The 22,950-nt window shown below is 52.4% G+C and carries 20 protein-coding genes; 19 read left to right on the forward strand and 1 reads right to left on the reverse strand.

Annotated features, from left to right (window positions below):
• Positions 1–3: 3 nt before the first annotated feature.
• The 19 genes from leuD to ACGHTT_RS07685 all read left to right on the forward strand — a co-directional run bounded on the left by leuD (position 4) and on the right by ACGHTT_RS07685 (position 22,094).
• Positions 4–660: a 3-isopropylmalate dehydratase small subunit gene (gene leuD / locus ACGHTT_RS07595; RefSeq protein WP_390594525.1), complete on the forward strand. Its 657-nt coding sequence runs from the start codon at positions 4–6 to the stop codon at positions 658–660.
• Between the two features lie 27 nt (positions 661–687).
• A complete protein-coding gene (leuB, locus tag ACGHTT_RS07600) occupies positions 688–1,761 on the forward strand; it encodes a 3-isopropylmalate dehydrogenase (protein ID WP_390594526.1) in 1,074 nt (357 codons plus the stop codon).
• A 33-nt stretch (positions 1,762–1,794) separates the two neighbouring features.
• Positions 1,795–2,904 carry an aspartate-semialdehyde dehydrogenase gene (gene asd / locus ACGHTT_RS07605; RefSeq protein ID WP_390594527.1) on the forward strand — a complete coding sequence of 370 codons (1,110 nt, stop codon included), beginning with the start codon at positions 1,795–1,797 and terminating at the stop codon, positions 2,902–2,904.
• A gap of 523 nt (positions 2,905–3,427) precedes the next feature.
• Positions 3,428–6,307, forward strand: a complete 2,880-nt coding sequence (locus tag ACGHTT_RS07610; RefSeq protein WP_390594528.1) for a FimV/HubP family polar landmark protein — start codon at positions 3,428–3,430, stop codon at positions 6,305–6,307.
• Positions 6,308–6,424: 117 nt separating this feature from the next.
• Entirely contained in the window at positions 6,425–7,255 is an 831-nt protein-coding gene (gene truA / locus ACGHTT_RS07615; RefSeq protein WP_390594993.1) for a tRNA pseudouridine(38-40) synthase TruA, read from the forward strand.
• A gap of 102 nt (positions 7,256–7,357) precedes the next feature.
• Positions 7,358–7,996: a phosphoribosylanthranilate isomerase gene (locus ACGHTT_RS07620; RefSeq protein WP_390594529.1), complete on the forward strand. Its 639-nt coding sequence runs from the start codon at positions 7,358–7,360 to the stop codon at positions 7,994–7,996.
• Positions 7,997–8,033: 37 nt separating this feature from the next.
• Entirely contained in the window at positions 8,034–9,284 is a 1,251-nt protein-coding gene (gene trpB, locus ACGHTT_RS07625; RefSeq protein WP_390594530.1) for a tryptophan synthase subunit beta, read from the forward strand.
• A gap of 79 nt (positions 9,285–9,363) precedes the next feature.
• Positions 9,364–10,173: a tryptophan synthase subunit alpha gene (trpA, locus tag ACGHTT_RS07630; protein ID WP_390594531.1), complete on the forward strand. Its 810-nt coding sequence runs from the start codon at positions 9,364–9,366 to the stop codon at positions 10,171–10,173.
• 39 nt (positions 10,174–10,212) lie between these two features.
• Positions 10,213–11,073: an acetyl-CoA carboxylase, carboxyltransferase subunit beta gene (gene accD / locus ACGHTT_RS07635; RefSeq protein ID WP_390594532.1), complete on the forward strand. Its 861-nt coding sequence runs from the start codon at positions 10,213–10,215 to the stop codon at positions 11,071–11,073.
• Positions 11,074–11,080: 7 nt separating this feature from the next.
• Complete coding sequence (folC, locus tag ACGHTT_RS07640; RefSeq protein WP_390594533.1) at positions 11,081–12,388, forward strand: bifunctional tetrahydrofolate synthase/dihydrofolate synthase; 1,308 nt, start codon at positions 11,081–11,083, stop codon at positions 12,386–12,388.
• 74 nt (positions 12,389–12,462) lie between these two features.
• Positions 12,463–13,035, forward strand: a complete 573-nt coding sequence (locus ACGHTT_RS07645; RefSeq protein ID WP_390594534.1) for an SPOR domain-containing protein — start codon at positions 12,463–12,465, stop codon at positions 13,033–13,035.
• Between the two features lie 117 nt (positions 13,036–13,152).
• A complete protein-coding gene (locus ACGHTT_RS07650; protein WP_390594535.1) occupies positions 13,153–13,659 on the forward strand; it encodes a CvpA family protein in 507 nt (168 codons plus the stop codon).
• A 136-nt stretch (positions 13,660–13,795) separates the two neighbouring features.
• Entirely contained in the window at positions 13,796–15,328 is a 1,533-nt protein-coding gene (gene purF, locus ACGHTT_RS07655; RefSeq protein ID WP_390594537.1) for an amidophosphoribosyltransferase, read from the forward strand.
• A 4-nt stretch (positions 15,329–15,332) separates the two neighbouring features.
• Positions 15,333–16,571 carry an O-succinylhomoserine sulfhydrylase gene (locus tag ACGHTT_RS07660; protein ID WP_390594538.1) on the forward strand — a complete coding sequence of 413 codons (1,239 nt, stop codon included), beginning with the start codon at positions 15,333–15,335 and terminating at the stop codon, positions 16,569–16,571.
• 4 nt (positions 16,572–16,575) lie between these two features.
• Complete coding sequence (locus ACGHTT_RS07665; protein WP_390594995.1) at positions 16,576–17,499, forward strand: AAA family ATPase; 924 nt, start codon at positions 16,576–16,578, stop codon at positions 17,497–17,499.
• 189 nt (positions 17,500–17,688) lie between these two features.
• Positions 17,689–18,534: a hypothetical protein gene (locus tag ACGHTT_RS07670; RefSeq protein WP_390594539.1), complete on the forward strand. Its 846-nt coding sequence runs from the start codon at positions 17,689–17,691 to the stop codon at positions 18,532–18,534.
• A 65-nt stretch (positions 18,535–18,599) separates the two neighbouring features.
• Positions 18,600–19,577, forward strand: coding sequence for a DUF58 domain-containing protein (locus tag ACGHTT_RS07675; RefSeq protein WP_390594540.1), 978 nt, complete (start codon positions 18,600–18,602; stop codon positions 19,575–19,577).
• Entirely contained in the window at positions 19,571–21,634 is a 2,064-nt protein-coding gene (locus ACGHTT_RS07680) for a transglutaminaseTgpA domain-containing protein (RefSeq protein ID WP_390594541.1), read from the forward strand. The genes ACGHTT_RS07675 and ACGHTT_RS07680 overlap by 7 nt, the downstream gene beginning before the upstream one ends.
• A 79-nt stretch (positions 21,635–21,713) precedes the next feature.
• Entirely contained in the window at positions 21,714–22,094 is a 381-nt protein-coding gene (locus tag ACGHTT_RS07685; protein ID WP_390594542.1) for a VOC family protein, read from the forward strand.
• 66 nt (positions 22,095–22,160) lie between these two features.
• On the opposite strand, the gene ACGHTT_RS07690 is transcribed toward ACGHTT_RS07685, so the two are convergent.
• The gene (locus ACGHTT_RS07690) at positions 22,161–22,937 is read right to left on the reverse strand and encodes a TrmH family RNA methyltransferase (RefSeq protein ID WP_390594543.1); all 777 of its coding nucleotides are present in this window, start codon (positions 22,935–22,937) and stop codon (positions 22,161–22,163) included.
• Between the last annotated feature and the right edge of the window lie 13 nt (positions 22,938–22,950).

A 22,950-nucleotide genomic window follows, 5' to 3' on the forward strand; every position in this document is an offset into this window, starting at 1 on the left:
ACCATGAAAGCTTTTACGACGGTAAGTGGTGTGGTGGCGCCGATGGATCGCGCTAACGTCGACACCGATATGATTATTCCCAAGCAATTTTTGAAGTCCATTAAACGCTCGGGGTTTGGTAAAAACTTATTTGATGAGTTGCGCTATCTCGATGAAGGTTTGCCTGATCAAGATTGCAGTCACCGGCCGCTCAATCCCGATTTCGCGCTTAATCAAGCGCGCTATCAGGGTGCGAGTATATTATTGGCACGCAAGAACTTTGGCTGCGGCTCGAGCCGCGAGCACGCGCCATGGGCGCTGGACGACTTTGGCTTTCGCGCGGTAATTGCCCCGAGTTTTGCCGATATCTTTTATAACAATTGTTTTAAAAATGGCCTGTTGCCGATCGTGCTGGCAGAGGCCGATGTGGATACCTTGTTCGCCAAGTTGCAGGCGCTAGAGGGGTTTTCGCTGGAAATTGATTTGGCGTCTCAGCAGGTTCGCAGCGCCGATGGTGACGTGTACAGTTTTGAGGTCGATGCGTTTCGCAAGCATTGTCTGCTTAATGGTCTAGATGACATAGGCTTAACCTTGCAAGATGCCGAAGCCATTAATGCCTATGAAAAGGCGCGTCGACAGTCTGCGCCCTGGTTGTTCGACGCCATTGTGCCCGCTAAATAACTGATCTGTGAATCGAAGGACATTCTTGTGACTAAAAAGATTTTAGTGTTACCCGGCGATGGTATTGGCCCAGAAATAGTTGCCCAAGCGCGTAAGGTATTGGATAAGGTTAACCTGCAGTTCGATTTGGGCTTGGTGTTTGAAGATGGTTTGATGGGTGGCTGTTCGATCGACGCTTTTGGCGTGCCCTTATCCGATGAAACTCTAGCGCGCGCCGCCTCCTCCGACGCCATTTTATTGGGCGCTGTGGGCGGGCCGAAATGGGATAAGTTAGATCGCGCCATTCGCCCGGAAAAAGGCTTGTTAAAAATGCGTTCTTCGCTGCAGCTATTCGCCAACTTGCGGCCCGCCATTTTGTACCCGCAATTAGCCGATGCGTCGAGCCTGAAGCCAGAGATTGTGGCGGGCCTGGATATTCTTATCGTGCGCGAGTTAACAGGTGGTATTTATTTTGGCGAGCCGCGTGGTATTCGCACCTTAGATAATGGCGAGCGCGAGGGCTTCAATACCTATAAATACTCAGAGAGTGAGATTGAGCGTATCGGTCGGAACGCCTTTGAGATGGCAATGAAGCGCAACAAGCGTTTATGCAGTGTGGATAAAGCGAATGTGCTCGAAGCGACCGTGCTGTGGCGCGAAGTGATGGATCGATTGGCGCCCGAGTACCCAGAGGTAAGTTTGTCGCACATGTATGTCGATAATGCCGCCATGCAATTAGTGAAAGCGCCAAAACAATTTGATGTGATGGTTACCGGCAATATGTTTGGTGATATTCTCTCCGATGCCGCGGCGATGCTAACTGGCTCTATTGGCATGTTACCGTCGGCGTCATTGGATAAAAATCGACGCGGTATGTATGAACCTTGTCATGGTTCCGCGCCCGATATTGCGGGATTAGACGTGGCTAATCCGCTGGCAACAATTTTGTCGGCGTCGATGATGTTGCGTTATTCTCTGAACCACGCTGCAGTGGCTGATGCCATCGAATTAGCGGTTTCGAAAGTCTTGGATCAAGGTTTACGCACCGCTGATATCATGTCGCCAGGTATGAGACAAGTGGGTACCGCAGAAATGGGCGATGCCGTTGTGGCAGCGCTTTAATAATATTTATTTATCACAGGTTGAAAGATAGCAATGCGAGTTGGATTTGTAGGTTGGCGTGGCATGGTGGGCTCTGTACTCATGGAGCGAATGGTTGCTGAAAATGATTTCGCACTGATCGAGCCGATTTTTTTCACAACATCCAATGTGGGTGGTACTGGCCCGGCCATTGGCAAGGATATTCCAGCATTAAAAGATGCCAATAGCATTGATGACTTAAAGGCGATGGACGCTATCATTTCCTGTCAAGGTGGTGATTACACCAACGCCATTTTCCCAGCGTTGCGCGCCGCCGGTTGGAATGGCTACTGGATTGATGCAGCCTCCAGCCTGCGCATGAAGGATGACGCCATCATCGTTCTGGATCCTGTAAACCTCGACGTGATCAAAGAGGGTTTAACGAAAGGTGTGAAAAATTTTATCGGTGGCAACTGCACGGTCAGTTTAATGCTGATGGCCTTGGGTGGTTTGTACCGCGAGGGCTTAGTGGATTGGGTGTCCTCGATGACCTATCAGGCGGCCAGTGGGGCAGGGGCGCAAAATATGCGCGAGCTGATTAGCCAGATGGGCAGCATTCATGCCAGTGTTAAGCCGCTATTGGATAACCCAGCGTCTGCTATTTTAGAAATCGATCGGCAAGTTGCCGCCAGTATGCGCGCCGACGCCTTTCCAACCGATAACTTCGGTGCGCCCTTGGCGGGAAGTCTGTTGCCTTATATTGATAAGCAGCTCGATAGCGGTCAAAGCAAGGAAGAGTGGAAAGGTCAGGCTGAGACCAACAAAATATTGGGTCGCTCGGCCAACCCTTTAGCTGTTGATGGTTTGTGTGTTCGGATCGGTGCGATGCGCTGTCATAGTCAAGCCTTGACTATTAAGCTCAATAAAGATGTGCCTCTGGCTGAGATCGAGCAAATTTTGGCGTCGGCTAACGACTGGGTGAAGGTAGTACCTAACAGCCGCGAGGCGAGCTTAAAAGAATTAACACCAACGGCGGTAACAGGTACCTTGTCGGTGCCCGTGGGTCGTTTGCGCAAAATGAATATGGGCCCAGAGTATGTGTCGGCGTTTACTGTCGGTGATCAGTTGTTGTGGGGCGCAGCCGAACCTTTGCGTCGCATGTTGCGGGTATTGTTGGATCGGTAGCGGTTTTTCGTATTGCCGTGTTCAGTAAAGGGCTGCATTTGCAGCCCTTTACTTATTCCTCGAGTGTAAAATCTTCTAGACTTGAATCTTGTCGCCTGATGTCTTGATCTGAATTTAAAAATGTTATTTAAATCAATTGGTTAAGGTTTCTGGTATGGCTTTTCGAAGGTGTGAAGCCTGCCGCATCTCGCGCTATTTTTTAACACTATAGTGCCGCCTTATGTCTGGAAGTATTGATTTGCCCGCTGTCTAGGTGGGGCTGAAGAGGTTTTCTTGAGTTGCTTGGCGGGCTCAATTGTTGATAAAAAGCTATTTATAATGCAGACTTACGAGCACTATTGAAGATATATTCTAGGTTTGTAGTCTAACTTCATGACCGTCATGACTCTCTGAGGTGTTAGAGCACAATAAAGTGCCTCATGTCAGTTGGAGGATTTTCGGGCTCGTTTGGGATGGCGCTAGACAAAATAAAGGCCGGAAGTCGGTCAGTCTAACGTCAGGGAGATAATAAAAGGATCGTCATATGCGTCTTCGTAAGTTGGCTTTAGCAGTTGGGGCAACAGCTGCGTTGGTCTCCAATCTGGGTTTTGCCTTAGGTTTGGGTGAAATCAAGCTCAACTCGGCATTGAACCAACCTCTTGATGCCCAAATTAAGTTACTGCAGGTTCGCGACCTGAGTGAAGAGGAAATCATTGTTCGTCTGGCCACGCGGGAAGCCTACGAGAGGGCCAATGTCGATCGTATTTTCTTTCTTACCGGCTTGAAGTTCGAAGTGGTGTTGGATGACCGCAACAATCCCTATGTGCGAGTCACCACGAAAGAAGACGTGCGTGAACCCTATCTGAATTTTCTGTTAGAAACACAGTGGCCCACTGGGCGCATGTTGCGCGAATACACCGTGCTGATGGATTTGCCCACCTTCAGTGAAAAGAATCAAAAGGCGGTTGCTGCGCCCCAGCAGCAGGCTGAGCCGCAGCAAGTGAAGCCGCGCCCTGAGGTTCGCTCGGCCACGCCAGCGGCCGCTACGCGCCCGACTACTCCCGCCGCGCGACCAGCGCCGGCGCCACGCAGCCAAGCTTCTGATGGCTCCTACGCCGTGCAAGCTAACGATACGCTATGGGATATCGCCTTAATGGCGCGCCCGGATCGCAGCTATTCGGTCCAGCAAACCATGTTGGCCATTCAGCGCTTAAACCCCGATGCTTTTATTAACGACAATATTAATCTGCTGAAGAAAGGTAAGGTTTTACGCTTGCCTGCAGCGGACGAAATATCCTCGCTCAGCACCCGCCAAGCCATTAACGAAGTGGCTTACCAAAACAATCAGTGGTCTGGCGGCGCAGCGCTTGATGCAAGTAGCCGCAGCGGTTCTGTGGCAGACCGCCAAAGTTCGCGCGAAGGCCGGGTGCAGTTGAGTGCGGGCGAGTCTTCCACGGATGTATCCAGCGGCGGTGGCAATAGCCGCCAGCGCGAAATATTGCAGAACGAGTTAGCGATTGCGCAAGAAGAGCTTGGCTCTGCGCGTCGCCAGAACAGCGAGTTGGTTACCCGCGTGGAAGATTTGGAAGCCCAAATTACCACCATGGAGCGCATGCTAGAAGTCACGAGCGACGAGCTGCGGGCCATGCAGCTCGCTGCAGGTCAAGAGGTTGGCAGCGAGGAACCCGTTGTTTCCGAGCCGGACGTGCAAGAGCCAGAGCCGAAAGCTGCCGAACCCGTTCGCCCAGCCAATACCGTTGTTGTTGCGCCGAAGCCAGAGCCAACACTGATGGATGCGGTGATGGACAACATCCTGTATGTCGCGCTCGCCTTGATCGCGCTCATTGGCGGTCTGTTTTTCTGGAAGCGCCGCAAAGATGCTCAAGCTGAGCAGGACGAGTTTGATGCTTTTGCTGAGCAAGAAGATGAGCCAGAGGAAGAGTTTTCCTTCCCCGATGATTCCGATTTTGACTCGGCACCCGATATCGAAGATGAGCCCGTTGAACCCTATGAAGAGGTCGAAACGGCCGAGGCGGAGACCGCCGATGTGGCCGGTGAAGCCGATATCTATATAGCCTACGGTAAATACGATCAAGCCGAGGACATGCTGTTAAAAGCGCTAGACCAAGAGCCTGGACGCGTCGATGTCACGCTGAAGTTGCTCGAAGTTTACGCCGAGACACAAAACCTCGAGGCTTTCGATACCCACTATGCGGGTCTATTGCAGAATGGCGATCTCGCCGCTAGGCAAAGAGCGGAAGAGTTGCGCGACTCGATTCCTGGCGCCGGTGATTTTGATCGCACTCAAATCGCTGGTGTTGGTGCCGCGGCAGCAGCAACCTCAGCGTTTGACTTGGACGATGACGCCGACCCTCTGTTGAGCTTGGCTGAAGAAGGTATTGATGAGGCCGATTTTGATGGTTTGGAAGGTTTAGATAGCCTAGACGGCGATTTTGGTGGTTTGGCGGCAGAGCAAGGTTTGGTGTCCGACGAGGAGTTGGAGCTTAACTTGGATGATGCCGAAGTATCAGAAAATGTCGACGAGCTCGATTTCACGCTGGATGGTTTAGATGATGATACCGAGACAGACGGTGAAGAGGCGTTCTCGCTTGATCTCGACGATAGCGGTGCGTCTGAAGATGAAGCCTTAGAGCTGGATTTAGATTTATCCGATGACACTGAAGAGTTTGCGCTGGATTTGGGCGACTTGGATGTTGAGCCTGCGGCACCTGCGGAAAGTGTAGAGGCTGACTCTGTCGAATCCGCACAGGCTGATGATGACTTTATGTTGTCGCTGGATGACGAATTGTCACTCGATGATTCAGAAGCGGCAGTCGCGAGCGATGATTTTGAGCTGTCTCTGGATGATGAGCTTGCGGTTGAAGAGGACGACGGTTTCGATTTAGCGTTGGATGATGAGTTAAGCTTGGCGTCATCGGACGAGACACCCACGCTAGAAGCAGACGACGAGTTGTCCGTAGAGGCCGATGATTTTGATTCCGATGATAACTTCGGCGATATGGATTTGGCCGCGTTGGATCAGGAGATGGAGTCCTTGTCAGCCGATCTAGATGACGACGATGATCTATCTTCGCTCGCCACTGAAACGCCGGCGCAAGAAGAGATTGAAGAGTTTGATATTAGTGCTGACTTAGGGATAGAGGATGGCGCTGATGATTTACCGCCATTAGCTAGCCCTTCAGTCGCAACCGAAGCGATGGATGCAGATCTGGATGACGATGCGGACGCCGAGCTAGGTTTCTTGGCCGATAGCGATGAAGTGGCGACCAAGTTGGATCTTGCTAGGGCCTATATTGATATGGGCGATAGCGAAGGCGCCGCTGATATTTTGGGCGAAGTCATGGAAGAGGGCGATGCTCAGCAGAAAACTGAAGCGCAGGAATTACTTAGCCGCATCGGTTAATTGAAACTTGCCAACAAGCCCTGTAAGCGTTAGCTTGCAGGGCTTTTTTATGTCCGATGGTTTATAGGCTGGCACGTGCAAAAAGAATACACACCGAATTGTGAAATATTGCCGGGTATGGATTTACCTGATGGCGTGCGGCGAGTGGCGTTGGCCGTCGAGTACCACGGCGCCGGCTTCCGCGGTTTTCAGCAGCAGGAGGAGGGCGTGCCGACAGTGCAGTCAGCCTTGCAGGCGGCGCTGTCGCAAGTGGCTAATGAGCCAATCACCATCGCTTGTGCTGGCCGCACGGACGCCAGTGTTCATGCAACCCATCAGATCGTCCACTTTGATACCCGCGCGCAGCGTTCCGCTAAGGCTTGGACGGCAGGTGTGAATGCAAATTTACCGAGCGGTGTTTCGATTAAGTGGGCCAGCGAAGTGCCGGCGGCCTTTCACGCTCGCTTCAGTGCCCGCGAGCGCACCTATCGCTACATTATTTTTAACTCGCCATTTCGCCCGGCTTTGATGGCCGATCAGTTGACTTGGTGTAAAGAGCCTTTAGCGATAGAGCGGATGCAGGCCGGCGCTAACCATCTACTCGGCGAGCATAACTTTAATGCCTTTCGCGCCGCGCAGTGCCAGGCTCGGCACCCCAATCGGGAGATTAAGCGCATCGATCTCGCTCGCAGAGGCGATCTGATTGTGATGGAGATCACCGCCAATGCTTTTTTACATCACATGGTGCGCAATATTGCAGGGGTGTTGATGCGCGTGGGCAAGGGTTGGAGTGAGCCCGCTTGGGTGGCGGAGGTTTTGGCGTCCCAAGATCGCACTCAAGCAGCTGAGACAGCCGCACCCTACGGACTCTATTTGGTGCATGTTGCCTACCCAGAGCTGTTTCAGATTCCAAATATGCCGCCTGGGCCGTGTTTTTTGGCCGAAAAGCTGGGCGATTTCGGCCGTTAGCTGGGGGCTTTGCGGGAGCTTTTCTGCTACCATTCGGCCTCAATTTTTTGAATCCTGATGCCCTGTATTCGGCGTCGGTGAAAAGTGTGGGAGATTGGCACTTTGGTCCAACAGCGTACCCGGGTAAAAGTCTGTGGTTTGACGTCGGTGGACAACGCGCTGGCGGTCGAAGCCTGTGGTGTAGACGCCATCGGCTTGGTGTTTTATCCGCCCAGTCCGCGCTCGGTACATATTGATACTGCGGCCAACATCGCCGCCGCGCTTGGACCGCTAACCCACAAGGTGGGATTGTTTGTTAACGCCGATGCAGTATCTGTCGAGCAGGTGTTGGCGCGGGTGGATCTGTCGGTGTTGCAGTTCCACGGCGACGAGCCAGACAGCTATTGCCGGCAATTTAGGCGTCCGTTTTTTAAAGCCCTGCGTATGCAAGATGGGCTCGATATAGCGACTGTCATGGCCGCTTATCCATCGGCCTCAGGCTTTTTACTAGATGCCTATAAAAAGGGGGTGCCCGGTGGCACCGGAGAATCCTTTGATTGGGCGCGAGTGCCGAAAAGCTGTGCCCATCACCTGTTATTGGCCGGTGGCTTAACGCCGTCGAACGTTGGCGCTGCGATAGAGCAGACTGGTGTGTATGGCGTGGATGTGAGCGGCGGTGTCGAGTCGGGCCCGGGTGTAAAAAATATTGATCTGGTGCGCGCCTTAATTGCACAAGTGCAGCGCGTCGATCAGAACAAATAAAATGCGAGGCTTGGCCTCATGGATTGTGGAGTCGAATGTGTCTGACGAAGTAAACAAACAGGGTTCGCAAGCGGTTGACTTTGATGCGGTGCCCGATAGTAAGGGGCGCTTTGGCGAGTTTGGTGGGCGCTTTGTGTCCGAGACCTTAATTCACGCCCTCGACGAATTGGATGCCATGTATCGGCGCCTGAAAAAAGACCCCGATTTTCAAGCCGAGTTCGATCGCGATTTGGCCCATTATGTGGGCCGGCCCTCGCCGCTGTATTTCGCCGAGCGTCTCACCGAGCACGTGGGTGGTGCACGCATTTACCTGAAGCGCGAAGATCTTAATCACACCGGTGCGCACAAAGTAAATAACACCATAGGCCAGGCGTTGTTGGCTAAGCACTCGGGTAAAAAGCGCGTTATCGCCGAGACCGGTGCCGGTCAGCACGGTGTTGCCACCGCTACCGTTGCCGCGCGCTTGGGTATGCAGTGCCAGGTGTACATGGGGGCAGAAGATGTTCGCCGTCAGGCGCTCAATGTTTACCGCATGAAACTGCTGGGCGCAGAAGTGATTCCGGTGCAGTCGGGTTCGCGTACGCTGAAAGATGCCATGAATGAGGCAATGCGCGATTGGGCCACCAATGTGGATAACACTTTTTACATTATTGGCACCGTCGCAGGCCCGGCGCCTTACCCAGAATTGGTGCGTGATTTTCAGTGCGTTATCGGGCGCGAAGCGCGCGAGCAATCGCTCAAGCAAATAGGTCGTTTACCCGATGCTCTCGTCGCCTGCGTGGGCGGTGGCTCGAACGCCATTGGCTTATTTCACCCCTTCTTGAAAGATACCGATGTGGCCATGTATGGCGTTGAAGCGGGCGGCGACGGCGTTGAAACCGGTCGTCATGCCGCACCCTTAAATGACGGTATCCCCGGCATTCTGCACGGCAACAGAACCTACCTGATGGAAGACGAAAACGGTCAGATTATTGAGACCCACTCGGTATCGGCCGGCTTAGATTATCCCGGTGTTGGCCCGGAGCATTCTTTCTTGAAAGATGCTGGACGCGCCAAGTATGTCGCTATTAACGACGATGAAGCTTTGGCGGCGTTTAGAAGTCTTACCCGTATTGAAGGTATTATGCCGGCGCTCGAGTCGAGCCACGCGGTGGCCTACGCTATGAAACTGGCGAAAACCATGGCTAAAGACAAGGTGATAGTGGTGAATTTATCTGGCCGCGGCGATAAAGATATTTTGACGGTGGCTGATATCGACGGCATTACGGTTGATACATCGGGCAAGTAGCCGAGTGTAGAGTCGTCGTTAAACAACACCGCATTAACCTTAATAAAATAGTGTAAAACTAGCTGCACAGGAATTTCGAATGAACCGCATTAACGCGTGTTTACAGCAATTAAAAGAGGCCAAGAAGAAAGCCTTAGTCACCTATATTGTCAGCGGTGATCCGGTGCCAGGCGCAACGCTGGCGACAATGAAGCAGTTGGTTGCCGAAGGCGCGGACATTTTGGAGATCGGCATCCCGTTCTCCGACCCTATGGCCGATGGCCCCGTGATTCAATTGGGGCACGAGCGCGCGCTAGCCTACAACACCAGTCTGCGTGACACCTTGGCCATGGTGGCAGAGTTTAGAAAGTCTGATCAAACCACGCCGGTGGTTTTGATGGGCTATGCTAACCCAGTTGTTCGCATGGGCTACGCGGCTTTAGTTGATGCCGCCGTTGCCGCCGGCGTGGATGGTTTTTTAACCGTTGATTTACCGCCCGAAGAGGCGCAAGAATTTAATCAGCATTTAAAGGCCAGCGAGCTGGAAAATATTTTTCTTATCGCGCCGACCACACAAGACGCGCGCATCGCCTCTATTACAGGCTTAGCCGGTGGCTTCCTTTATTATGTGTCGCTCAAGGGTGTCACTGGGGCAGGGCATTTGGATATCGGTTCGGTGACGGAAAAAGTCGCACAAATTCGCACCCACTCGAACCTGCCGCTCTGTGTTGGCTTTGGCATCAAAGACGCCGAGTCGGCCAAGGCGGTTGCCACTGTTGCCGATGGCGTCGTCGTGGGTAGTTTGCTAGTTGCCAAAATGGGTGAGCTGGCCGATAAATCGGCCGAGGACATCGCCAAGCAAGTTGCTGCCTTGATAAAACCCATTCGCCTCGCGCTGAATGGCTTGTAAAATTTATTATTTGAAACTCTAACACTGGGTGAGAACGACATGAGCTGGTTAGACAAAATTGTAACCAACGTACGTAAAGACTCCAAGAAGGCAGAAAGTAAGGTGCCGGAAGGTCTTTGGAAAAAATGTTTAAAGTGTTCCGCTGTGCTTTATCGTCCTGAATTAGAGCGCAATTTGGATGTTTGCCCTAAGTGTGAGCACCACATGCGCATCGGTGCGCGCCGTCGTTTGGATATTTTTCTCGATGAGCAAGAGCGCCAAGAAATCGGTGCCGATGTGTTGCCGATAGATCGCTTAAAGTTTAAAGATATCAAAAAGTACAAAGATCGATTAACGCAAGCGCAGAAAGATACCGGTGAAAAAGACGCCTTAGTGGCCATGAAAGGTTTGCTTAAAGGCATGCCAGTGGTTGCGGTAGCGTTTGAGTTTGCCTTCCACGGCGGCTCTATGGGTTATGTGGTGGGTGAGCGTTTTACTCGTGCAGCACAAGTGGCGTTAAAGGAAGGTATTCCCTTAGTGTGTTTCTCTGCTACCGGCGGTGCGCGCATGCAAGAAGCGTTGATATCGTTGATGCAAATGGCGAAAACTAGCGCTGTTATTGAGCGCTTGCGCATGGCTGGTGTGCCTTATATTTCTGTCATGACCGATCCTGTGTACGGTGGTGTTTCGGCGAGTTTAGCCTTGTTGGGCGATATTAATGCCGCTGAACCGGGCTCGCGAGCAGGCTTTGCCGGCCCCAATATTATCGAACAAACCATTCGCCAAAAATTGCCTAAAGGTTTCCAACGGGCAGAATTTTTGTTGGAGCATGGCGCTATCGATATGATCATTCCACGCGAGCAAATGCGCGATCGCGTTGCTGGCCTGCTGGCTAAGTTCACCAATTCGAAGGTTGCCTAACTCGCCTATGCGCTTCGATAACCTTGCTGCTTGGTTGCGTTGGCAAGAGCAACACCATCCAAGCGCCATTGATTTAGGTTTGGCAAGGGTTAAACAGGTCGCCGATAGGTTGGGGCTTACCCAACCTTGCGCCGAGCGCACCGTTATAACTGTTGCCGGAACCAATGGCAAAGGCAGTGCGGTGGCCACCTTGGAAAGCTTATGCCTTGCTAATGGTGGCGCCGTCGGTGCCTACACCTCGCCCCATCTGTTGCACTATAACGAGCGTATTCGCGTCGCCGGCACACCGGTGGACGACGCATTAATCTGCCGTGCTTTTGCCGCCATTGATGCTCAAGCTCAGGATATCAGCCTGACCTATTTTGAATTCGGCACGCTGGCGGCGCTGTGGATTTTTAACCATCTGCAGCTGCGCTTTTGGCTGTTGGAAGTGGGTTTAGGTGGGCGCTTGGATGCGGTCAATATCATCGATGCCGACGCCGCACTGGTCACCAGTATTGCGCTCGATCACCAAGATTGGCTAGGCACAGACTTGGCTGCTATCGGCCGAGAAAAAGCCGGAGTTTTTCGGCCGCATCAACCCGCAGTGTATATCGACAGTCGAATCGAACACTCGGTTGTCGAGGTTGCGAATCAGCTGGCGACAGATTTAGCCCTAGTGGGGCGCGACTTCACGCTGATGCAAGAACACCAGCGCTGCTTTTTGACCTTTGCTGAACACCAGCTGTGTTTTAACTTGCCTCAGCTACCTTTACCGAGCGTCTGTGCGGCCTTGGTGGTCGCGTTGAAATTGGCGCTGCCGATTCCCGCTCAATGGCTAAGCGAGGTGTTACCTGGGCTCAGTGTTGCCGGTCGTTTTCAGCGTATCCATTATCAAGGCCGGGAGCTGTTGCTGGATGTGGCGCACAATCCCGCCGCCTGTGCCTTTTTTTTACAGCGAGCGGCGCAGCTAGGACTCGAGGCACATTCCGAGGCTTCCGCTGTTGCGGCCGGAGCCGTGGCGGCGACGGGAAAGACGCACCTAGTGTTAGCCATGATGGCCGACAAAGACATAGACGCTGTGTTGCAATTGTTGGGCGATAAGGTCGGTAATTGGTACTTCCCTGAGCTGAAGGCGGTTGGGCGTGCTGCGTCAGCCGAGTTGATGGCGAGAAAGTTGGGTCTGTATCAGCCCCAAGCGGCATTTAGTCTTCACGCCGATGTGGCCGGCGCACTACAGGTGGCACTGCGAAATAGTGCCGCCAATGATAGTATTTGGGTTCTGGGTTCATTTTTTACCGTGGCTGCGGCGCTAACGTGGTTGGGTCAGGCTTAGGCCGAGTTTCGATCATTCAGGTTTTAACTTATGCCGGTAGCGGAAACGACGCGGCTTGAACAAGGAATATGTCGGTGGATGACAGTGTAAAGCAACGATTGGTGGGTGCTGTGGTATTGGCTTCCGTCGCGGTGATTTTCTTCCCGAGTTTGTTTGATGAACCCGACAATCGCTATATCGGCGGTCAGTCTCAAATACCGCCAACGCCGCAGATCACCCCTGTGCAAATCGCGCCGGCCACGCGCCCCGAAGGTATTGAGCCGGCCAAGGCGCCGGAGCAGATGTATCAAATGTTGGATGAGCCAACCGAGACAGCGGCGGTTCAGCCGAGTGTCACCGAAGCAGTGCCGCCAGTGGTTATCGAACCCACTAAGCCTGAGGTCGGGCTCAACGATCAAGGTGTCCTTCAGGGTTGGGTCTTGCAGGTCGCCAGCTTTACCGAACTCAAAAAAGCGGAGGATTTGCGCGATCGGCTTAATAAAGCCGGCCACGATGCCTTCATTCGCCCCTTGGTAAATTCCAAGGGCCAGCAGGTGGTGCGGGTGTTCGTTGGCCCCAAAGCGGATAAGCAAGCCATGCTGGCGGTGAAAAAATCGGTCGATCAAAGTCTCAAAGTGAATTCGCTGCTAAGGGAATTTAAGCCTTAGCGGGGTTGTTGCTAGCGTCAAGGCGCGGGATGGAAAATACACCTACCGTTGACCCGTCTCAATTGTTAGAATGCGCGCCTTGAAACCAAAGGAACACTTCCCCATGAGTTGTCTTGCATGAATTGGGCTGACTGGATGATCCTTGCGATCCTTCTCGTTTCTAGTGTCATTAGTATCTACCGCGGCTTCGTTAAAGAGGCGCTGTCCTTGGCCGTATGGATTCTGGCGATCTTTATCGCTATGTGGTTCGACGACAAGCTGGCACCTTTGCTCAGCGGCGTATCAGACACGCCTTCGGTGGTCCACTCCCTTTCTTTTGCACTGCTCTTTGTCGGCACCTTAATTGTCGGTGCCATGGTGAATTACCTTATCAGCCAGCTGGTTAAAATGACCGGCCTCAGCGGCACTGACCGCCTTTTGGGTATGGTGTTTGGCATGGCCAGAGGCCTCGTGGTGGTGATGGCGCTGTTAATCTGGCTACCCCATTTTTTGCCGGTTACCGAAGACCCTTGGTGGAATGAGTCTAAACTGATCCCTCAGTTTCTTTCATTCGAAGGTTGGAGCAAACATCTAGCCGACGATGTGTCCGGCTGGTTTGGCAAACTATTTAATGCAGTAGATTAGCGCGCGCGGCGAAAATCTCGCTCGCTATCGCTAAACAGTAAACATTGATGGCCACCGGGCTATCAGGCGCTCTCGGCAAGGATTGTTGAAAGGCCATTCATTTGTAACTGGCAGTCTTTGCTAAGGTGAGAACGGTATGTGCGGTATTGTGGGAATAGTGGGTAAAGGCAATGTCAACACGCAACTCTATGATGCGCTAACGATGTTGCAACATCGAGGGCAAGACGCTGCCGGTATTGTTACGTGCGATAAAGGTCGTTTAGCGCAAGTGAAAGCTAACGGCTTAGTGCGCGACGTGTTTCGCACCAGTCACATGCTGCGACTGACCGGTTCAATGGGTATTGGCCATGTGCGCTACCCAACTGCGGGCAGTTCAGGGCCGGCCTTGGCGCAACCATTTTACGTCAACTCCCCGTACGGTATTGCCTTGGCCCACAACGGCAATTTGACCAATGCCGACGAGGTGAGCAAGCACGTCTTCCGCGCCGATTTACGCCACATTAATACCGATTCCGATTCCGAAGTGTTAATTAACGTCTTCGCACACGAGTTGCACCGTTTAAACAAATTGGTGCCCGAGGCCGGTGATTTCTTCACTGCAATCGAAGCCGTGCACGAGCGCGTTAAGGGTGGTTATGCCGTGGTCGCTTTGATCGCAGACTACGGCGTTGTCGCCTTCCGCGATCCCTTCGGCATTCGCCCGCTGGTGTATGGCAAGCGCGATACCGCCCATGGCGTCGAGTACATGGTCGCTTCTGAAAGCGTAGCGTTGGATACCTTAGGTTTTACTTTGGTTGGTGATGTAGCGCCGGGTGAGGCCATCTATATCAGTTCGAATGGCGAACTGCACCGTCGTCAGTGTGCCAAGAACGCCATGCTGCGCCCCTGTATTTTCGAGCATGTGTACTTTGCTCGGCCAGACTCCATCATGGATGGCATCTCGGTGTACAAAGCGCGTTTGCGCCAAGGTGAAAAATTAGCCGAGAAAATTTTGCGCGAAAGACCCGATCACGACATCGATGTGGTTGTGCCCATTCCCGATTCCAGCCGCGTCGCCGGTCAGGCCTTGGCGCAGAACATGGGCGTGAAATTTCGCGAAGGTTTAGTGAAAAACCGCTACATCGGTCGCACCTTTATTATGCCTGGGCAGCAGCAGCGGAAAAAATCCGTGCGCCAAAAGCTCAATACCATTGAACTTGAGTTTAAAGGTAAAAACGTACTGTTGGTGGATGACTCCATCGTGCGCGGCACAACCTGCCAACAAATTATTCAAATGGCGCGCGAAGCCGGTGCCAATAAAGTCTACTTTGCCTCCGCCGCGCCAGCGGTGTGCTACCCGAACGTCTATGGTATTGATATGCCATCGGCCAAAGAGTTAATCGCGCATGACCGCAGCACCGAAGAAATTTGTAAAGAAATTGGTGCCGATTGGTTAATTTACCAAGAGCTAGATGATTTGGTTGCCGCTTCTAGCGAGGGTAATCCAGAGGTGACTGAGTTTGATTGCTCGGTTTTTACCGGTCAGTATGTCACCGGTGATGTGGACGAACTGTATTTGACTCGCTTAGACGCCGCGCGCAACGATAATGCCAAATCAGGCGAGAGTAAGAAAACCGTCGACGGCGATACCGTCATCGGATTACACAACGATATGCAGGAACTTGGCTAATACCATGTCGAAAAAGGATTTGGGGTCTAACGCTTACCTAGACCAGCAGCGAGCAATATTAAACGAAGCGCTAACCGATGCCGGTTTAGATACCTTAGCCGTGCGCGGCGGGCATTTACGCAGCCCGGAAGGCGAGCACAGCGAAGCGATGTTCATGACGTCAAGCTACGTGTTTGACTCGGCAGCCGCAGCGGCAGCGCGTTTTTCCGGTGAAAATCCGGGCAATGTTTACTCGCGCTATACCAATCCAACGGTACGTTATTTTCAAGAGCGCATGGCGCTGTTAGAAGGTGGTGAAGCGGCAGTTGCCACGGCCTCGGGTATGTCGGCGATTTTGAGCACCTGCATGGCGCTGTTAAAAGCCGGTGACCACGTGGTGTGTTCGCGCAGTGTGTTTGGTACCACTAATGCACTGTTTACCAAATACCTCGGCAAATTAGGTATAGAAACCACCTTCGTGACCTTGACCGATCTCGACACTTGGCGCCAAGCGGTAAAGCCGCAGACCAAGTTGTTTTTTTTAGAGACGCCATCTAACCCGCTGTGTGAAGTTGCCGATCTCGCTGCCATCTCAGCCTTGGCACGCGCGCAGGGCGCAAAGTTGGTGGTGGACAATTGCTTTTGTTCGCCCGCGCTGCAAAAGCCTCTGGCCCTAGGCGCCGATATCGTCGTGCACTCGGCCACTAAATATTTAGATGGCCAAGGTCGCTGTGTCGGTGGCGTCGTTGTAGGTGCGCAAGCTGATATGGACGAGGTGCTGGCCTTTGTTCGCACCGCAGGCCCAACCATGAGCGCCTTTAACGCTTGGGTGTTTTTAAAAGGCTTAGAAACCTTGCGCCTGCGTATGGATGCCCATTGTGCCAGCGCACAAAACATGGCGGAGTGGTTGGCGAGTCAGGGCAAGATTGAACAGGTTTACTACGCTGGGTTACCCAGCCATCCCGGTCACGCGTTAGCGCAACAGCAACAGCGCGGCTTCGGTGGGGTGTTGTCCTTCAAGGTTGTGGGTGATCGGGAAGCTGCTTGGCGCTTTATTGATGCCACGCGTATTTTTAGCATTACCGCCAATCTCGGCGACGCAAAAACTACCATCGTGCACCCAGCCACCACCACCCATGGGCGCTTAAGTGCCGAAGATAAGGCGCAGGCGGGTATCACCGAAAACCTCATTCGTTTATCGGTTGGGCTTGAAGACGTGGCCGATTTAATCGCCGATCTGCAGCGGGGTTTGGATGCCCTTTAACGACATGCTGGAGCCTGTAGCGGGCGCGTGCGAACAAATTGCCAGTGTGCTGCTGGGCAAGGATGAGCAGATTAAGCTCGCCGTTACCTGCTTAATTGCGAAGGGCCATCTACTGATTGAAGACTTGCCGGGCATGGGTAAAACGACCTTGTCCCACGCCTTGGCGCAGGTGCTCGGCCTGTCCTATAACCGCATTCAATTTACCTCAGATTTGTTGCCCGCCGACATTCTCGGTATCTCGATTTTTAATCAGGCTGAAAGCAGTTTTACCTTTCACCCAGGCCCGGTTTTTTCGCAGATACTGTTGGCTGATGAAATCAATCGCTCGACCCCTAAAACTCAAAGCGCCTTGCTCGAGGCCATGGAGGAGGGGCAGGTGACGGTGGATGGTGAGTCGCGCTTGCTGCCTGACCCCTTCTTTGTGATAGCCACCCAAAACCCATTATCGCAGGCCGGCACCTTCCATTTGCCCGAGTCGCAATTGGATCGCTTTCTGATGCGCATTAGCCTCGGCTACCCGTCGAAGGAGGCAGAGCGAGCGCTATTTCTAGGTGAAGACAGCCGAGAGCTACTCAAGCGTTTAAAGCCGAGTATTAGTCTCGCGCAACTCAAGGCCATTCGCGCCAAAATACCCGAAATACAAACTTCCGATGCACTGTTGGATTACCTGCAGCGCCTAGTGAATCACACCCGTACGGCCCCGGGTTTTAGTTATGGTTTGTCGCCCCGTGGCGCTTTGGCGTTATTGCGAGCGGCAAAAACTTGGGCGCTGCTGCACAAGCGTCGCTATGTGGTACCAGAGGACCTGCAAAAAATGTTAATGCCGGTGGCCGCTCATCGGGTAAAAGGCGCGGGCGAGCAGGGCGATCATCAAGGCCTTAGCCTGATTCAATCCACCTTAGATGCTGTAGAGGTGCTGGCAGATTAGCACCTGCCTAAAGTCAGTACACCTGAGTTCCCATTCCCCGGCTACTCTCTGCGCATCACCCGCGTTTGCACATATGCCTTTCTTGGGCTCCGAAGATGATTTATATGCCAAATTGAATCTCGACAGTTAGGGGCAATTTAGCTATACCTAAACGCGGACGTCCCTATTCCCGCGACAGGAGTTTAAGGTATGCACGCCTCGTTATTTGGCCAGTTTTTATTGCGCGAACAATTAATCACTGAAGCTGAATTGCGAGATGCGAACCGAGATTTACGCTTGCGCAATAAGTCTTTGGGTGAGTTGGCGATAGACAGTAATCTGCTCAGTGCACGCCAAGTGGCGGCGTTAAATCGCGAACAGCGCACCACTGATTTACGTTTAGGTGAATTAGCGGTAGCGCGCGGTTTGCTCAGTCAAGACGAGTTGGAATGTCTCATCATATTGCAAAAAGCAACGCAGGTTTCCCTCGGTAAAGTACTGATTGATCGCGGTGTCATCACCGCGTCGGCAATCAGTGAATTGGAACTTAGGTACAATGACGAGAGCAAGTTAGCGCGCAAACTCTGCGAAGATATCTTGCTCAACCTGCCGCATTCCGAAAGTATCCAATTGTGTTTAAACGAGTTAGTTAAGGGTTTACAGCGAATTTGTCGTCAAGTCGTTTCGGTCAACTCCATTCAGCAGGAAGGCCGGCTACAAAAAAAGTTACCCTACATTGTTTTGCAAAAAGTATCGGGGCCGCGCACCTTTCATTTTGGTATGGCAGTGCCGGCGGAGCAGGTACAGCGAATATCCAGTTCCCTGAGCGGCGAGCCTGAGAGCGAAACTTTTATTCCCGTCGCGGCGATGGAGCGCTTTTCCGATATAGTGGTTAAAAACGCCTGTGAAAAATTAAAAACCACCGATACCCCCTATCTGGCGGAGAAGCCCAAGGCGTTTTTTATTGGTGACCATCTTCCCGCCTATAAAGAGATGGTTGGTGTGCACATGTTGACCGACGACGGTGGTTTTGACGCGGTATTTTTTAGCCATTAGGCTATATACGCTTTCAATCGTTAGCGGCTTGATTTAGGGTTAGCTTTTGCTTGTTGGCCAGCCCTTTGATTAACACAGACCGTATTTCACAGTTTTGGCGCACCCGCTTTCACGCGTGGATAAAGCGTCGCATCTTGCCCGCGCGCCAAATTCAATTAGGTCAACGCAATCTTTTTATCTTTCCAAGCTTGAGCGGTTTAGCTTTCCTGCTTTTATTGGCCTTGCTCTGGGTGATGGGTACCAATTATGAAAATACCCTGATACTTGGCTTCATGTTTCTCCTGCTCAGCGTGTTTGTCCTCGGTATTTTGCACACCTATAACAACATGGCGGGCTTAGTGTTAAGCCTCGGCGATGTACAGCCGGTATTTGCCGGAGAGAATGCAGATTTTCGGGTGCGCGTGCGCCAAAAGCCGGGCTTGAACAAAGGCGTTGCGCTAGAGCTGAATTGGCAAAACGAGTCGCTTAATCACTTGACCTTGAGTCAGGTTGAAGCGGAAGTGAGCTTGTGGTCGGCCTGCCTTAAACGCGGTTGGCATAGGCCGGGGCGATTGCGGGTACAAAGTGTCTTCCCCTTGGGCATTCTTCGCTGTTGGACTTGGTTGGATTTGGCTGCCAAGGTATTGGTTTACCCAGTGCCGATTGCAACCGATCGCGCGCCTTGGCAAAGCGCCGAAGGCGAATTAGATGCACACTTTCAAACCTCTGGCTCCGATGATTTTATTGGTTTGGAAAGCTATCAGCCCGGCCATTCCCTGCGCCGCATTTCGTGGAAGCACTATGCCCGCGGGCAAGGCTTAATGTTAAAGGAATTTGCCGACCCTCAAGGTCAGGCGCAAGCACTTGATTGGGCGTTTTTTGCTGGTATGGACGTGGAAAACCGTCTCAGCCGCTTGTGTTATTGGGTCATTTTTTTACACCGCAAAGGTCTACCTTTTTCACTTAAACTACCCGGCGTGACCATCGACATGGGGCAGGGCGATGACCATCGCAACCGGTGCCTGTATGCATTGGCGGTATTTGGCCAGGACGACTTATGTTAGTTGATCAAATCCCCCGCAATAGTCTGCTTTGGCTGCTGTTCTCGCTGCTATTGGCGGTGGCGCCACACTTGGTGCATTTGCCAATCTGGGTTGTGGCGGCCGGGTGCGTGGTCTTTTATTGGCGCTGGAAGATACACCAAGGTGTGTGGTCTATGCCCGGCAAGTTAATCAAACTGATGTTGGTGTTGGTGTGCGCATTCGGTGTTTGGCAAGGTTATGGTAGTTGGCGGGGCGTTGAACCCACCACGGGTTTGTTAATCGTTGGTATGTTGCTCAAACTGCTGGAAATGAAATCCCGGCGAGATGCATTGCTGGTGGTTTTTTTGGGCTTTTTTACCGCCAGTGCGCAGCTCCTGTTCTCGCAGTTAATTCTCGATACCTTATATGCAGGTTTGTGTTTCTGGTGTCTTTTGGGTGCGCAGCAATTGTTGTTTAGCGAAGCTCAGCTGCAAATTAAGTTGGCATTGCAAAAATCTGCGCTGATGCTGGCGCAAGCGCTGCCTATCATGTTGGTGCTGTTTTTGATGACGCCAAGAATTGCCCCCCTTTGGTCGATGCCGTCGCAAAAACATGCGGCCAAAACCGGTATCAGTGAAACCATGGCGCCCGGTGACGTGGTCAATTTAACCAAATCGGCTCGGCTCGCGTTTAGGGTTGCGTTTGACGGCACAACGCCACCGCCGGCGCAACGATATTGGCGTGGCTTGGTCTTGAGCCAATTCGACGGCCGCGCCTGGAAACAGCGCTCTTATGATTTTAATCCGGGTGGGCGGGGTAGAGACTTAAAACACGATGTGCCGTCTCCTTGGCGGGCGACAGTAGATGCCAGTACGCCAGCTGATGCACTGTTGAGCTACCAAATTCTGATGGAGCCCACGAATCGCCATTGGCTTTTCACCTTGGGCGCGCCCCTTAATATCCAGAGTCGCCAGCGCTGGTTGGTGACCATTGATCAAACCGTTGAAACCTTGGCGCCGATTCAAGAGCGGCAGGCGTTTAAGGTTGAGTCGGTGCTGCAACCTGAGGTCACTGAGCTGCACCCGTTTATGCGCAAGCATTATCTGTCGCTACCAGAGGGCTTTAATCCACGCACACTCGAGTTGGCAAAACAGTGGGCCTTTGAAGAGCGGGCGCCGCTGGCTATCATTGCGCGTTTTGAGGCGTGGATTCAAAAAGGTTTTGTCTACACCTTGCGGCCACCAGCACTGGGGCGCGATAGCGTGGATGATTTTTTATTTCAAACCCAGCGCGGTTTTTGTGAACATTTTGCCAGTAGCTTTGTGGTCTTTGCGCGCGCCGCCGGCATACCGGCTCGGGTGGTGACGGGTTATCAAGGCGGCGAGCTGGCGGCCGATGGCGATTACTTGTTAATCCATGAAATGGATGCCCACGCCTGGGCTGAGGTTTGGGTTGATGGTCAATGGTTGCGTGTCGATCCCACTGGCGCTGTTGCGCCTCAGCGCATTGAAGGTGGCTTGCGAGAAGCCATGGCCGATGATTTAACGCTACTCGGCGAGCCACTATCGTTGATGCGTTATAGTCATCTGCAATGGCTTAATAGCGCGCGGCTGCAATGGGATGAGCTGAATTACTATTGGCAGAGCCGCGTGGTTGGTTTTGATCAAGAAAACCAGCGCGCTGCGTTAAATAAATGGTTTGCCGGTATGGACTCGTGGCGAGTGGGACTCATTTTTCTGAGCGCGGCGGCTTTACCTTTAGTGCTGCTCGGCCTGTGGATGATGTGGCAGGGGCGTCCGGCGCCTTTGCCACCGGTATTGCGCTTGCTGAGATTATTTGAAAAGCGCTTGCCGGAAACCGACGCTAGAAAAACAGGTGAACCCTTGGGTGCTTATTTTGTTCGCTTGGCCGAACAATATCCCGCGAAAGCCAGCCAGTTACAGCGTTTAAGTTTGCTGTTCGATCGATGCCTCTACGCTGGCTCGGCGAAAACGAGTGAATACTTTAAGGCGTTAAAGGTGCAAATATTAGCCTTTAACGTCGTTCGCTCCGGTAGGGTGGACGGCGAAAATCCAAATGTAAAAACAGTTTCAAAGTAGTTTTAAAAAAGTTCCAAAGTAGCTTAAAAATAGCTCAATAACGTCAGTTAACCCGTAAACACAATGAGAGGTAATAGAAATGTTCAGTCACGTAATGTTGGGCGCCAACGATGTTCAGGCGTCGAAAAAGTTTTACGATGCGATATTAGGTGCTATGGGTTACAAGCCCGGCGTGATCGATGACAAGGGGCGGTGTTTTTACTTTACCAAGACTGGCGTGTTTGCCATTACTAAACCTATTAATGGCGAACCGGCCTGTAACGGCAATGGCAGCACGATTGGTTTTGCCGCTAAAGATCCAGCTCAAGCCGATGCTTGGCACGCCGCCGGCATAGCCAATGGGGGCAGCGCTTGCGAGGCGGCGCCGGGCGTGCGTGAAGGCGCGGGCGGCAAACTATATCTAGCCTATTTGCGCGATCCCTCGGGCAATAAAATTTGCGCGCTCTATCGGGTTGAATAGTGAGCGATTAAAGTTTGGCAATTAGGCAGTTAACTAGCATTGAGCTGCCTAATTTTTTACTAACCCTCAAATCTGTGATCTAAAGGCGAGCAAGCTCGCGGTTACCGCCACGTTTAATGATTCAACACCGTTGCTCATTGGAATTTTTAAGTGTTGATTACACAACTTAGCTATGTCATCTGAAACCCCATGGGTTTCATTGCCCATCACATAAATGGCCGCACCCTGCGGGTTAAAATCTTTCACGCTGGTGGTAGCGTGCGAAGACAGTGCGCAGATCTGCGCACCTTTGGCCTTAAGTTGGCTCAGCGTGTCGTGCAAATTGTCGCAGCGAATGATGGGGCAGCGAAACAGAGCGCCGGCGCTGGCTTTTATCACCAGTGGATCAATTTGCGCTCCACCTTTAGTGGGCAGTAATAAACCGGCAATGCCGCTGGCCGCTACAGAGCGAATAATCATGCCTAGGTTTTGTGGGTTGGTAATGCCATCCAAGGCGATGAGCTCAAATTGGCGCGGCAAATTTTGTAGAAATGCATCGGCCTGTTGATAGCCGTGCAAAATTAAATCGACGGCAATACCTTGGTCTTGTTTGGCATTTTTTGAAATACGCGAAAGTGCTTGCTTGCTGTGGTAACAAATTTCGGCGCCTTGACGCTCGGCGATGCAAATAATCTCGTCTAATACCGCGGCAGGTTTGTTGCTATCGGCCAAATGCAGGCGATGTATTTCAATGCCTGGCTGTTGCAGCGCTTCTTGCACCGGCTTGCGGCCATAAATGGTGAGTAGCTTGTCAAAAAACTTACGTTTTTGTTTGTAGGCGTCGGAGTCTTGTTTATTGGTCATGGGCTATGTCAAT

It is taken from the genome of Simiduia litorea, from assembly GCF_042853465.1.
Lineage (GTDB): Bacteria > Pseudomonadota > Gammaproteobacteria > Pseudomonadales > Cellvibrionaceae > Simiduia > Simiduia litorea.

Coding starts and splice junctions, on each gene's coding strand:
- leuD (WP_390594525.1), top strand. CDS start 4: ATGAAAGCTTTTACGACGGTAAGTGGTGTGGTGGCGCCGATGGATCGC.
- asd (WP_390594527.1), top strand. CDS start 1,795: ATGCGAGTTGGATTTGTAGGTTGGCGTGGCATGGTGGGCTCTGTACTC.
- ACGHTT_RS07610 (WP_390594528.1), top strand. CDS start 3,428: ATGCGTCTTCGTAAGTTGGCTTTAGCAGTTGGGGCAACAGCTGCGTTG.
- truA (WP_390594993.1), top strand. CDS start 6,425: ATGGATTTACCTGATGGCGTGCGGCGAGTGGCGTTGGCCGTCGAGTAC.
- trpA (WP_390594531.1), top strand. CDS start 9,364: ATGAACCGCATTAACGCGTGTTTACAGCAATTAAAAGAGGCCAAGAAG.
- accD (WP_390594532.1), top strand. CDS start 10,213: ATGAGCTGGTTAGACAAAATTGTAACCAACGTACGTAAAGACTCCAAG.
- folC (WP_390594533.1), top strand. CDS start 11,081: ATGCGCTTCGATAACCTTGCTGCTTGGTTGCGTTGGCAAGAGCAACAC.
- ACGHTT_RS07650 (WP_390594535.1), top strand. CDS start 13,153: ATGAATTGGGCTGACTGGATGATCCTTGCGATCCTTCTCGTTTCTAGT.
- purF (WP_390594537.1), top strand. CDS start 13,796: ATGTGCGGTATTGTGGGAATAGTGGGTAAAGGCAATGTCAACACGCAA.
- ACGHTT_RS07660 (WP_390594538.1), top strand. CDS start 15,333: ATGTCGAAAAAGGATTTGGGGTCTAACGCTTACCTAGACCAGCAGCGA.
- ACGHTT_RS07665 (WP_390594995.1), top strand. CDS start 16,576: ATGCTGGAGCCTGTAGCGGGCGCGTGCGAACAAATTGCCAGTGTGCTG.
- ACGHTT_RS07670 (WP_390594539.1), top strand. CDS start 17,689: ATGCACGCCTCGTTATTTGGCCAGTTTTTATTGCGCGAACAATTAATC.
- ACGHTT_RS07680 (WP_390594541.1), top strand. CDS start 19,571: ATGTTAGTTGATCAAATCCCCCGCAATAGTCTGCTTTGGCTGCTGTTC.
- ACGHTT_RS07685 (WP_390594542.1), top strand. CDS start 21,714: ATGTTCAGTCACGTAATGTTGGGCGCCAACGATGTTCAGGCGTCGAAA.
- ACGHTT_RS07690 (WP_390594543.1), bottom strand. CDS start 22,937: ATGACCAATAAACAAGACTCCGACGCCTACAAACAAAAACGTAAGTTT.